The sequence below is a fragment of the Microbacterium schleiferi genome, assembly GCF_020781975.1.
Lineage (GTDB): Bacteria > Actinomycetota > Actinomycetes > Actinomycetales > Microbacteriaceae > Microbacterium.
In genome coordinates, this window is the sequence record NZ_JAJGNI010000005.1 from 14,272 (window position 1) to 26,423 (window position 12,152).

The following is a 12,152-nucleotide window of genomic DNA, read 5'->3' on the forward strand; positions in this document are numbered from 1 at the left end:
AAGAGTTGGGAAGAGCTGGAGACGGAGGTGTCTGGACCCTCGGTTCACGAGATCACTCGGCAGCGGCGTCGTCTTGTCGGACCGCGTGGTGAACGGCGCCCATAGACGCCGTAGTTCTCCGCATGCAGCCTCGCGACCTCCGGCACCAGCAGTTCGTCCTTCAGCTGTCGGGCCGACGGGGCGCGGTCTTTCGCGCCGCGCGGTAGCCGCGGGAGGTGAGGAAGCCCTGCACTGCCGGTCGCAGGACACGGCAGATGAGCTCGACCCGAAGCGATCCCGGTACTCGTCGATGAACCGGATCATCTCGGTCAGGGGCGGTCGAGCTCCTTCGCGAAAAACACGCTCGCAGCCTTGAGGATCTCGTTCGCCTTCCGCAACTCCGAGACTTCCTTCTCCAGCTGCTTGATCCGTTGAGCGGCGTCGGTCGAGACGCCTGGCTTGGTGCAGGCGTCGACCTCGTAGCGGCGCCGCCAGAGGCGCAGCGTCTCCGGGCTCATCCCGAGCAGACCGGCGACATGACGGACCGCGCTCATCATGTTCGGGTGCTCCGGCCGCGCCTCGGCGAACACCCGCAACGCACGCTCACGCATCTCCGGCGAGTACTTCCTGTTCATCGAGTTCCATCCTTGCTTGAAGAACGGAACGAAAGTGCAGCCGATTCACTCTGCCAGCCGGCTGAAGTGCGACTACGTGATAGGTCAGCACAAACTGTATAGTCATCGCGTGCTGACTATTGCCACGCGAGTGGATGTGATGAACCGGCTCGGCAGGGCCATGGCGGACCCGACGCGTTCACGGATCCTGATGACTCTGCTGAATGGGCCAAGCTACACGGCTGTGCTTGCGCGGGAGCTTGAGCTGACCCGGTCAAATGTGTCCAACCACCTGGCGTGTTTGCGTGACTGTGGCATCGTGGTCGCCGAGCCTGAGGGCCGGCAGACCCGGTACGAGATCGCCGATCCGCATCTTTCCCACGCGCTGACCTCGTTGCTCGAAGTGACGCTCGCGGTGGACGAGAGCGCACCGTGTATCGACCCGGCCTGTACCGTTCCTGGCTGCTGTGTGCAGGATGTCCAATGAGCGCGGCGATCACGGCTGATCGCCGCGTGACGCTGCACCGGCGGGTGCGACTGATCGTCGCGTTCACGATCACCTACAACATCCTCGAGGGCATTATCGCGGTCGCTGCGGGTGCGGCCGCGTCGTCGGCTGCGCTGATCGGGTTCGGTCTGGACTCATTCATCGAGGTCCTCTCGGCCGTGGCGGTGGCATGGCAGTTCACCCGGAAGAATCCCGAACGGTGGGAGAAGCCGACCGTCCGGGCGATCGGCATCGCGTTCTTCGCGCTTGCCGTGTACGTCACCGTCGACGCGATCATCGCCCTCGCCGGCGTCGAACCGGTTGAGCACAGCCCGCTTGGCATCGGTATCGCGGTCGCGAGCCTTGTCGTCATGCCCGCACTCGCGTGGTTCCAATTCCGGACCGGCCGCGAACTCGGGTCCAAGAGCGTCCAGGCAGACGCCAAGCAACTGCTGCTGTGCATCTACCTGTCCGGCACCGTGCTGATCGGCCTGCTGCTGAACTCGCTCTTCGGCTGGACGTGGGCCGACTCGATCGCCGCACTGATCATCGCTGCGCTCGCGATGCGCGAGGGAATCGAGGCCTGGCGCGGCGACATCGAATCACCGTTCGAATCCGCGTCGTCCCAGTGCCGCGTTGCTATTGCCCGGCCGATGGAGTGCCCGCCCTGCTCCGGGCGACTGCGGGCACCTCGCTGGAGCAATGAGTGGGCCTCCCCGCTGCCGAGCTACCGAAACGCGACCGCGAGATGATCGCTCTAGGCTTCCGAACGGACTCGCCGCTGCGAGACAGGGGGCTCCGACACATCGCGACGCAGTGCCGCGACGAGGTGACCGAACGGCGAAGACGAGCATCGAACTGATCACCTGGCGAATGACGATGCACGCAGGCATCACGGGATGACCGCGGCCGGTCCGCATGCACAAATCTGCATCCGCCGCCACTTGGCTACACTTCGGAAAAATCCCTGGATAATCGAGAAAACCGGTCGTACCCTGGCGCCATGAGAGGTGGCCTGGAGCGTTGGAAACGGGGTGCTAATTCGCGCGGGGTCCGCCACGCGATCGCGTACGCGATGGAGGGCACCTGCGATGCTCACCTCCCGCACCTTTACGGTGTCGAAGCGCTCGAGAACTACAGCGATGTCTCAGGTGCGACCGTATCGAGATTCATCGTGGAGAACGGTGCCATCTCGAGCGACGAGTTGACCGCCGGTGGACTCCGCGTATGGCTGACCGGCCACGATCCGATCACGGGGGAGGAACGAGGCCGTCAGCGGTTGAGTCCCGACGCTGACTTGGTGCTCGACGGGACGATCAATCACCCGAAGTCCTACAGCATCGCCGCGCTTCTGCATCCTGGGCTCGCACGAGAGTTCGAAGCGCTGCAGGACCGGCTGAGAGACCAAGTGCTCCTCACCTGGCAGCGGCAACTCAATGCCCGACGTGGACACAACGGGCTCATCCGCGAAGACAGCACCCGGCTCGAGGTTGTCGAGTTGCAGCACCGCCGTTCGCGCGCGCTTGACCCGCACATCCATCGTCATCTGTGGCTCAACGTGAAGGTGCTCGGCGCCGACGGCAGGTGGTCGAACGTCGACTCCCGAGTCGCGATGAAGCTGCACACCGTTGTGAATGCCGAAGGTGAGCTTGCTGCGCGCACCGATCCTGAGTGGATCGCAGCGCTGGCCCGCCACGGCTACACGATCGGGATCGACGGCGAGATCGCTGAGCTGGCCGCTACCGTGCGCCCGCTGTCTCGTCGGTCCGCGCAGATCGAAGCCAACCGTGCACGCCTGATCGCTGAATGGACGTCTGCTCACGGCGGGTCCGCGCCCAGCATGGACGCGCTGACGCAGATCGATCGGCGCGCGTGGGCGGTGTCGAGGCCGAACAAGCCCCAGGGCCTCGATGAAGGCTCGTGGGAAGCAGTCGTGCGCGACGAGATCGCCGAGATCGATCAGACCCTGCGCCAGGAGCGCGCCACGGTCGAACTCGATCACGTCGATCCTGCGGTGCTCGATCGTGACCTGCTCGCGGCGATGGCGATCGTCGACGCGGACGGGCGCTCTGTGGGCTCCAGTGGGCGATTCAGTGCTTTCGACGTGCGCGCCGGCGCCATCCGCGCGCTCTCACGCAGTGGAATCGTCGCCGCGCGTGCCGACCTCGATCAGGTGATCGACGACGTCACCGCACGAGCGCTGCGCGAGTCGGTCGACCTCGGAGGCGGGGCCGACGCCCCCGCGCACGTCAAGGTCTTCATGGCGACCGAAACGATGAGGTCGAAGATCTTCCTCTCGCACCGGCTCGACCGAATCGCAACGCCCGGACGCTCCCTCCTCCCCACCGAACTGCGAAAGCAGGCCGGTGGGGAGTGCGGCCAACTGGACTCGGCGCAATTCGTCGCCGCAGCCGCGATCGCCGGAAGCGACGGCCTGGTCGCCGTCACCGGGCCGGCCGGTGCAGGCAAGACGACCATGCTGCGGGTCGTCTTTCGCGCGCTGAGCGCGCAACGCCGACGCATGCTCATCGTCGCGCCCACGCGCAAGGCGGCTTCGGTTGCAGCGCGCGAGGTCGGCGCGGCCGCAACCAGCATCCACGCGCTCCTCGCGGATCACGGATTCCGGTGGGGCACGGATGCCGCGGGTGCCACAACCTGGCATCGACTGTCGATCGGCGACGTGGATGCTGCTACCGGAGCGATCTACGACGGCCCGACGAGCTTCGTCCTGCGCGCGCGGGACCGCATTGTCGTCGACGAGGCCGGCATGGTCGACCTGCAGGTCGCGAACGCGCTCGCAGAACTCGCCCACGAGCGCGGTGTCGGCGTCGCCATGGTCGGCGACCCTTATCAAGCCCTCCCCGTCGGACACGTGGGTGCCATGGCTGCCGCCGTCCGGCACGCTTGCGCCGCGGTCGAGCTGGACGCGGTGCACCGATTCGCGGATGCCGAGTACGCGGCCCTCACGCTCGAGCTGCGGCATCCCGACGATGCCGAGCACGCGGCGCGTATCGCGAGCCGACTGGACGAACGCGGGCACCTGACACGAGTCGACCATGCGGAGGATGCCCATCGGCACATGATCGACGCCTACTTCGCATGGCAGGCGCGCGGCAAGCGTGTCGCGCTCGTCACCGGCGCCAATAGCGACGCCGGCGCACTCAACGACGAGATCCAGCAGCGGCGGGTCGATCGCGGGGAACTGGACCCGACCGTTCTCGCGTGGGGCATGGGGGAGCAGCGCATCCTCGTCGGCGACACCGTTCAGACGCGCCGCAACGATCGTCGTGTGGGGGTGGAGAATCGCGCCACCTGGGTCGTCAGCAAGATCGCCGAAGACTCGCTGCTGCTGCGATCCGTCAACGACAGCGGGGATGTGCGCAAGGTCACACGCGACTACGCGTTCGAGCACGTGCAACTCGCGTACGCGTCGACCGTGCACGGCATACAGGGCGAGACGGTGGATGCTTCGATCGTCGGCCCTGACGTGGACGCCGCCGGCCTCTACGTCGGCCTTACCCGTGGACGCGAGCACAACGAGGTGGTCGCTGTCGCACACACCGGCCGCGCCGCGCGCGCGAACGTCGCGACTTGCATGCTGCGCGGCAGCACGGAGTTGACGATGCAGGATGCCGTGCGTGCAGCCCGGGCAGAGATGCAACGGGCTGCGCAGGTTCGAGATCGACACGATGCCTTCGCGCGCGGGCCTCACGTTGCGCCGAGCGCGGGGCGCGGGATGTCGATCTGACGGTGCTGGTCCTGATTGTCGCGCTGACGCCGACCACGGGGCGTCAGATGTCGGAGCGACAGACCCGGTGCGATCGTTCTGCGTTGTCGGCCGCTCGTGGTGAACTAGGCGAATGAGGTCGGCGATCGAGATCTTCGAGTCCACGGATGGTGTGGTGTCCCTCGAGCTGCGCACGGAGGGCGAGACCGTGTGGGCTTCGCAGGCCGATATCGAGCAGCTGTTCGGGATCGCGCGATCGAGCGTCTCACGTCACATCAGCAACATCATCCGCGATGCCGAGGTCGATGCCGAAAGCAATTTGCAGAAAGTGCAAATTGCTTCCTCCGACCGTCCCGTGACGCTGTACAGCCTCGACGTGGTGCTGGCCGTCGGGTACCGGGCGAACTCGGCGCGAGCTGTCGAGTTTCGTCGCTGGTCGACCGATGTGCTCAAGCGGTACATGCTGAAGGGAATCGCGACCAACGAGCGCCGGCTCCTGGAGCTCGACTCGCTTGTGAAGGTGCTGTCACGCTCGACGGACCAGCTTGTTGCTGGCGTCGCAGAAGTCGTCGCGCGTTACCTGCCGAGCCTGCGCGCGCTCCGCGACTACGACGAGGGCGAGATACCCGTTGTTGACGGCGATGTGCCGACCTGGACGCTGACCTATGACGAGGCGCGGGCGGTGATCGACGAAGTCGGGGCGGAGTTTCCGGCCGACGCGCTGTTCGGCGGCGAACGGGGCGACGCGTTGCGCGGTGTGGTGGCGACGATCTATCAGGGATTCGGGGGAGTGGACCTATACCCGACGGTGCAGGAGAAGGCGGCGAATCTGCTCTACCTCGTCGTGAAGGACCACCCGCTCACCGACGGGAACAAGCGCAGCGCGGCGGCGCTGTTCGTGCACTTCCTTGCCCGCAACCAGGTGCTCGACGACGCGCGCGGCGTGGCGCGGATCTCCAACAACGCGCTGGCAGCGATCACGCTCATGGTCGCGATGAGCGACCCGAAAGAGAAGGAACTGATGATCGCCCTTCTGGTGAGTATGCTCGCCGGCGAAGGCTGACCCAAGTAGTCAGGGCTCGACGCCGAAGATCCGCAGCAGCGCGGCTCTCGGGATCATCCGTCGGGGACCCAGCTGGACAGTCGGGATCGTCCCGCTGTCGATGCCGAGCTTGATCGTGGGGTAGTCCACGCCGACGAGTTCTGCAGCAGCCTTCATCGTCAACGCGAGCGACGTCGATGTCTGGTTCATCGTTCCATCTCCCATGGTTGTGCGCAGTGTGTGACAGCACTTGCGCACACCGTACACCCAAACTGAGCAATGCGCGACATGAATTCTTCACGTCACGCATTGCCCTCCAGAATTGTGCATGGCAGACTCGCCGCATGACCGAACTTGTCGTCGAGTCGATCGCGCCCGAGAGAGTCGAGGTGGGCGATGGCATCAGCATCCCGACTGCCTGGGACGTCATCGTGACGGGTGAGCCCGGCGTGCCTGGCGCCATCCGACTCCACGGCGAATATGACGACGCCCTGCGTCGCGCGGTAGCCGCGACAGTTCGTGTCGACCGCGTCGGCGAGGGCGATGAGGTCACGGCGCAGGTGCTGCGCGAAGCGCGGGTCCAGTGGCTCGTCGCGGCATCCGCGTTCCGGATTGTCACGGTCGCACGAGAGGGCGGCGAGTTCCAACCGCTGTCGTCCTATCTCGCAGACGTGAGAGCACACAGCGATCGCACGCCGACCGAAGCTCGCGACCAGGCGATCGTCCTCTACCGGATTGCATCCACCATCAATCTCGCTCCGCTCAAGTTCGTCTCGGACTACCTCAACGTGAGCGTCAGCACTGCGACCCGGATGATGGCTCGGGCGCGCCAGCAGGGGCTGGCTGCAGATCTGATCACCCGTGAGACCTACAACCGCATGCAGCAGGACGAGCAGCGACGGATGACGGGACCCCACCGCGTGCCGGGCTCGAGTCCCTCGCGTTCCTCTGGCCCCTCGATGGGCATGTGACCTCTGCGTCGCGGCGACCTGCTGGATCCACGAGCGTGAGCGGCGTAGCCTTGACTGAGCGAGGAACAGCCACGCGGCGGCGTTTGCGGCCCGGTTGACTCCCCGATCTCCACAGATTCGATGTTGAGAATCTCCTCCGTCGGATCGCCCACATATCGCCCGCATTTGCCGTGAATGTGGGCGATTCTTCTTGCATGTTCCTGTCGGCGCATGCCCTCGACAGCGGCAGGATTCCGCGGTTTTCGGCGTCGAATGCGGGTCGTTCACATGCCCAAAGCCTCTTTCGATTCCCCCCATCTCCACCACGGCACACAGAAGATGGATGCCGAAGCCGCTGTCACACTGTCGGAGTGAGCCTCCTGGGCCGTGCGATTGCGCTGGTCCGGGAGGCTCTTCGTTTTCGCGCGCATGCGAGGATCCTGCTATGCCTAGCTCCCCGCTCATCTCGGCCCACGAACTTCACGATCTTCTCGAGGCGGGGCCCGGCATCCGGCTTCTTGACGTGCGCTACCGTCTCGACAAGCCAGACGGTCGGGACGACTACCGCGCGGGGCACCTCCCGGGTGCCGTATACGTCGACATGGACACCGAACTTGCCACGCACGGTGCGCCCTCGGAGGGGCGGCACCCGCTCCCATCTCGCGCGACGCTGCAGGATGCCGCCCGCCGCTGGGGTCTGCACGCGGGAGACGCGGTGGTCGTCTATGACGACTTCCGTTCGGTGTCCGCGGCGCGCGCCTGGTGGCTGCTCCGCGGCGCCGGCGTCAGCGACATCCGTGTTCTCGACGGCGGCCTGTCGGCGTGGCGGGCGACTGGACTCCCGCTCGAGACTGGCGACGTTTCACCCGAACCAGGATCGATCTTGTTCGACGGTGTGGAAGAGGGCATCTCGATCGATGAGGCTGCAGCCTGGCCGCAGCGCGGAGTACTGCTCGACGCGCGTGCGCCGGAGCGCTACCGCGGAGAATCTGAGCCGTTCGATCCCGTTGCCGGGCACATCCCCGGCGCGGTGAATCTGCCCGCAGACGCGGTGCTCGATGGTGCGAGCTTCGCGCCACCCGCGACGATTCGCGCAGCTTTCGAGAGTGTCGGAGTTAGCGACCTCACATCGGTCGCTGCGTATTGCGGGTCGGGCCTCACGGCGGCGCACACGGCGCTTGCCGGTGCGGCGGCAGGCCTGGATGTGGCTGTCTATCCCGGATCTTGGAGCCAGTGGTCCAATACGGCGGGCCGCCCGGTCGCGACGGGCGCCGAGCCGGGCGCCTGAGGAGCAGACGCGGCAGCGAAGGGGCTGGATCGCGATCACGCCCGGTGCCACACTGCTCGCATGACGAAGTTCATGATCTCGTTCCCGAGTTCGGCCATGGTGGTTCCCGATGACGAGTGGGAAGCCGTGGGGGAAGCCGCGCACGCCGTGATCCGTGAGGCCAAGGCTGCTGGAGTGTACGTCTTCGGTGGCGGTGTCAACGAGAGCATCGCGCCGGTGACCGTCGACGGCGAGGGCGTCGTGACTGAGGGTACCTATCCAAGCACCGGTGACCTGTTCGGTGGCTACACGATTATCGAGGTGCCGACGGCGGCCGAGGCGTACGAGTGGGCGGCGAAGATCGCGGTCGCGTGCCGCTGCCCGCAGGAAGTGCGCGAGTTCCAGTACGACCCCGAGTCCTGAGGGCCGGCTTCCGCGTCAGCGCCAGAGCGTGTCGATCGGGATGTCGTGACCTGCGATCCGCTCGGCGGCGCGATGGCCAGAGAACATCGCTGCGGGCACCGTTGCGGGATCGTCGGTCCAGGTCGCCTCACCAGCCAGGTGCAGCACGCCGCCGATCGGCGTTGCAAGGTCGTCGTGGTCGGCGGTCGTCGACCCGAGCGTCATGTACGCGTAGGAGCCGCGGGCGAACGGGTCGTCGTGCCAAGACGTGATCGCAACGCTCGTCGGTTCGACGACGCGATCGCCGTAGAGCCGGCGAAGCTGCGTGAGGATGTTGGCGACGATGCGCTCGGCATCCCACCCGGCGACCTCGCGGGCCGTGGGGCCGGCGGCGAACGTCAGCAGCGTCGGCGTGCCGTGCAACGCTGTCAGGTCGTACCAGGAGTGCCAGGCCCGGCTCTCGGGGCCCTGCTGACGGATGGCGTACACGCCCTCGTCCCAGAACTTCGTGGGGAAGCGCAGGAACACCTTGTCGAACGCGTTCATCGTCAGGCGCGAGAGTGCGCCCGCGACCGGCTCGGGCAGCGGGGGGCGGATGACGAACTCGTCCGACCGCAGCACACCGACCGGCACCGTGACTACCGCGGTCTCGCCTTCGAACACGCCTCGATCGGTTGAGACGACGACGCCGTCATCCGACCAGTCGACGCTCGTGACAACGTGCTGGAGATGGATGTCGAACCCGTCGGCCAGCCGCGTCGCGAGCACGTCGTACCCGTCCGGAAACACGACCTCATCTCCCTCGATCGCGTCGTCGTCGAGGCCGTGGGCGGCGAGGTCCTCGATCCAGGCGCCGTACTGCTCCTCGGCGCGGTGCTCGAGATACTCGCGCACCCGCTGGGTGCGCTCGGCGTCCCAGCCCTGATCGGCCAGTGCCTGCTCGGTGACATCCCGGTACGAAGCCTCAGGGGCGGATGCCGCGATCACCGCGAGCAATGCCGCATCGACCGTGTGCACGTCGTCCGCAAACGCGCGGGCCTCAGCATCCGAGAGTCGCACGCCGTCCGGGCCGTAGTAGGCGATCGGCCGGCTGTCGGGCTGGTAGCCACCGACGGTGAACTCCACCGTGCGCATCCCAAACGCCTCGGCCGCCGCGGCGACGGGGCTGTCGGTGATGCCGTGGATCCAGGAGGCGCCGAGATCGGTCACCTCACCATCCGTGCGATCGGTCTGCACGCGTCCGCCGACGCGGTCCCGGGCCTCGAGGATGACGACGGTGCGGCCCGCCGCAGCGAGCAGCCGTGCGGCGGTGAGCCCCGCAATCCCGGCGCCGATGACAACAGTGTCGAAGCGTTCCATGCCCTGATTCTGCACTGTCCGGATGCTCGCGGGCAGCAGGATGTCAGGGGCGGCGCCCCAGCAGCGCATCGACCGCCGCCGTCACAAAAGACGCGGCAGCTCCGACAGCCAGTGCGACCCCGGCGGCGACGGGGGAGAGCGATCCTCCCTCGAACGGCGGGAGCACGAACATGACGAACGATGCGACAGTCAGCATCCCGCCGAGGATCACGGTCGAGACGCGACGGATGACGCCCGTGACGACCCGGCGATCCCGATCGTCGGCGAAGAGGCGGATCTTGACGGTGAGTTTGCCGTCGGCAAGATCGCCGACGATGGTCTCGATCCGATCGGGGAGTCGCCGGAGGCGCGGGAATGCGCCGAGCGCGGACCGGCCGATCGCCCCCGCGAGGGCGCGCGGCCGCAATTGGGAGAGGATGAGCGCCTGCGCTGCGTCGCGGGACTCGCCGATGACATCCATCGTCGGTGCCGCAGTGCGCAGGGTCCCCTCGAGGATCGCGAAAGCGCGGCCGGCGGCGACGAGGTCTGCGGGGAGGGCGCTGCCATAGCGGGTGAACAGGTCGCTGGCGTTGTCGATGGTTCGGAGGGTGATGCGGGAGCCGCTGCCAAGATCGTGGGTGACGAACTCCGCGAGCGCACGCCGGAACCCGGGCTCATCGGCGGGGTTTGCCAGCGGCATGATCGCCAGCGCGGCATCCGCCACCCGGCGGGTATCGCCCTGCAGGAACGCGATCGCGAGGTCCTGCACCGTTTGCCGCAGATCCCGGTCCAGGCGCCCGACCGACCCGAAGTCGATGAGCGCCGGCGTGCCCTCTGGGTCGATGATGACGTTGCCCGGATGCAGGTCGGCGTGAAAGACCCCGTCGATCACGAGCTGGCGCAAGAAGCTGCGCAGAACGGTGCGCAGGGCATCCTCGATCTCGTCGCTCTGCCCCTCGCGCCGCAGCGCCGTGATCGTCTCGCCGTCGATGAACTCCATCGTGAGGACGCGGTCGGTGGACAGATCGGGGAAGAACCGCGGGATGCGCACCTCGTCACGAGCCGACCGCGCCGACTGGGCGAGGCTCTCGAGGTTGCTTGCCTCACGCGCAAAATCGGCCTGATTGCGCAGATCCTGGGCGTATTGCTTGGCGATGTCGAGCGCGCCGAACTGGCGGGCCTGCTTGATGCGACGGGTCGCCCAGCCGGCAAGCCGCAGCATGATGTCGATATCGCAGTCCAGCAGGGCACGGATGCCGGGGCGCTGCACCTTCACGGCCACGACGGTGCCGTCATCCAGCGTCGCCCGGTGGACCTGGGCGATGGATGCGGCAGCCAGCGGCTCCACGTCGAAGGTTGCGAAGCGGCCGCGACGCTCGCCGAGTTCGCGCTCGAGGAGTTCTTCGATCTGTGCGGCCGGCGCGGGGTTGACTTCCTTCTGCAGGCGCGAGAGCTCGCGAACCCATTCGGCCGGCAGGATGTCGTCGCGTGTCGAGAGGAGCTGTCCGGCCTTGATGAAGCCGCCACCTGCTTCTTCGAGCGCTTCGCGAAGCCCTCGTGCCTGGCGCGCACGGAGATCCGCTGTCGCCGGGTCGTAGCTGAAGTCGAGCTTGCGGAAGGGGAGGAGGCCGTGGCGCCTGGCCAGACCCCAGATCTGCCGGAACCGGGCGCGACGCTGTCGCCAGGTCAGGGGCTTCTCGCCCGCCGCGGCGGCAGCGAGGTCCGAGAATCGGGGTGGCGCGAACAGCGACGAACTCACGGTCCGATTCTTCCGTGTCTTACGGCATCCGGGGTCACCCGGGCTACGGTGGGGCCATGACCGATACGGATGCTGAGACCTCGACCTCCCTCACGTCGGGATCAGTGCTTCCCGGTGTTGAGATCGTCGCGGCCATCCGCCGTGTCGCGACGGTGACGGCTCTCGCTCTCCTCGCTTACATGACCTTCACGCGAGGCAGCGCTGGCGCATGCGTCGGCGGAGTCGGCGCGGACGGCGGCTACATCGACGCGAATGGCGATCCGACTGACGTGGTGCCGCAGTGCATCACGTTGACGCTGGGGCCGAGCCCGGTAGTCATCATCGCCGTTGTGCTCACCTTCATCATCGCGCTCACTCTCGTCATCCGACGAGCGCAGACCGTTCCGGCGGCGCTGCGCATCCTCGACCGCGCAACCATTGTGATCCTGGCTATCACGGCGGTGTCGCTGGTCGTCTCGCTCGTCTGGTTCGGGCTCCTCCCCATTCGCGACTGGAACCCCCACGGCCCGTGGGGATTCGTCTTCCCCTTCCCGTTCGGGGCGGTCGATCTCTCCATCAGCCCGATGCAGGCATCCCTCGGCGGCTAG

General features: G+C 66.9%; 12 protein-coding genes. 8 read left to right on the plus strand and 4 right to left on the minus strand.

The features are described from left to right. Window positions 1-308: 308 nt before the first annotated feature. Window positions 309-614 carry a transposase gene (locus LL236_RS06970; protein ID WP_228178045.1) on the minus strand — a complete coding sequence of 102 codons (306 nt, stop codon included), beginning with the start codon at window positions 612-614 and terminating at the stop codon, window positions 309-311. Window positions 615-723: 109 nt separating this feature from the next. Between LL236_RS06970 and cmtR the strand changes: the two genes are divergently transcribed. From cmtR to rhuM, 4 genes are all read left to right on the plus strand, one after another. Next, complete coding sequence (cmtR, locus tag LL236_RS06975; RefSeq protein WP_195691741.1) at window positions 724-1,080, plus strand: Cd(II)/Pb(II)-sensing metalloregulatory transcriptional regulator CmtR; 357 nt, start codon at window positions 724-726, stop codon at window positions 1,078-1,080. Then, window positions 1,077-1,832, plus strand: a complete 756-nt coding sequence (locus LL236_RS06980) for a cation transporter (RefSeq protein WP_228178046.1) — start codon at window positions 1,077-1,079, stop codon at window positions 1,830-1,832. The genes cmtR and LL236_RS06980 overlap by 4 nt, the downstream gene beginning before the upstream one ends. 251 nt (window positions 1,833-2,083) lie before the next feature. Beyond that, complete coding sequence (locus tag LL236_RS06985) at window positions 2,084-4,828, plus strand: AAA family ATPase (RefSeq protein WP_228178047.1); 2,745 nt, start codon at window positions 2,084-2,086, stop codon at window positions 4,826-4,828. A 112-nt stretch (window positions 4,829-4,940) separates the two neighbouring features. Next, window positions 4,941-5,870 carry a virulence protein RhuM/Fic/DOC family protein gene (rhuM, locus tag LL236_RS06990; RefSeq protein ID WP_228178048.1) on the plus strand — a complete coding sequence of 310 codons (930 nt, stop codon included), beginning with the start codon at window positions 4,941-4,943 and terminating at the stop codon, window positions 5,868-5,870. A 9-nt stretch (window positions 5,871-5,879) separates the two neighbouring features. Here rhuM and LL236_RS06995 read toward each other — a convergent pair whose 3' ends face one another. Then, window positions 5,880-6,059 carry an excisionase family DNA-binding protein gene (locus LL236_RS06995; protein ID WP_228178049.1) on the minus strand — a complete coding sequence of 60 codons (180 nt, stop codon included), beginning with the start codon at window positions 6,057-6,059 and terminating at the stop codon, window positions 5,880-5,882. 134 nt (window positions 6,060-6,193) lie between these two features. Between LL236_RS06995 and LL236_RS07000 the strand changes: the two genes are divergently transcribed. The 3 genes from LL236_RS07000 to LL236_RS07010 all read left to right on the plus strand — a co-directional run bounded on the left by LL236_RS07000 (window position 6,194) and on the right by LL236_RS07010 (window position 8,489). Next, window positions 6,194-6,820: a hypothetical protein gene (locus tag LL236_RS07000; RefSeq protein ID WP_228178050.1), complete on the plus strand. Its 627-nt coding sequence runs from the start codon at window positions 6,194-6,196 to the stop codon at window positions 6,818-6,820. A 424-nt stretch (window positions 6,821-7,244) separates the two neighbouring features. Next, a complete protein-coding gene (locus tag LL236_RS07005) occupies window positions 7,245-8,087 on the plus strand; it encodes a sulfurtransferase (protein ID WP_228178051.1) in 843 nt (280 codons plus the stop codon). A gap of 60 nt (window positions 8,088-8,147) precedes the next feature. Continuing rightward, a complete protein-coding gene (locus LL236_RS07010; RefSeq protein WP_228178052.1) occupies window positions 8,148-8,489 on the plus strand; it encodes a YciI family protein in 342 nt (113 codons plus the stop codon). A 15-nt stretch (window positions 8,490-8,504) separates the two neighbouring features. On the opposite strand, the gene LL236_RS07015 is transcribed toward LL236_RS07010, so the two are convergent. Then, window positions 8,505-9,827, minus strand: coding sequence for a flavin monoamine oxidase family protein (locus LL236_RS07015; RefSeq protein WP_228178053.1), 1,323 nt, complete (start codon window positions 9,825-9,827; stop codon window positions 8,505-8,507). A 43-nt stretch (window positions 9,828-9,870) separates the two neighbouring features. Beyond that, on the minus strand, window positions 9,871-11,565 hold the full coding sequence (locus LL236_RS07020; protein WP_228178054.1) for an ABC1 kinase family protein: 1,695 nt from the start codon (window positions 11,563-11,565) through the stop codon (window positions 9,871-9,873). 56 nt (window positions 11,566-11,621) lie between these two features. Between LL236_RS07020 and LL236_RS07025 the strand changes: the two genes are divergently transcribed. Continuing rightward, the gene (locus tag LL236_RS07025) at window positions 11,622-12,152 is read left to right on the plus strand and encodes a hypothetical protein (RefSeq protein WP_228178055.1); all 531 of its coding nucleotides are present in this window, start codon (window positions 11,622-11,624) and stop codon (window positions 12,150-12,152) included.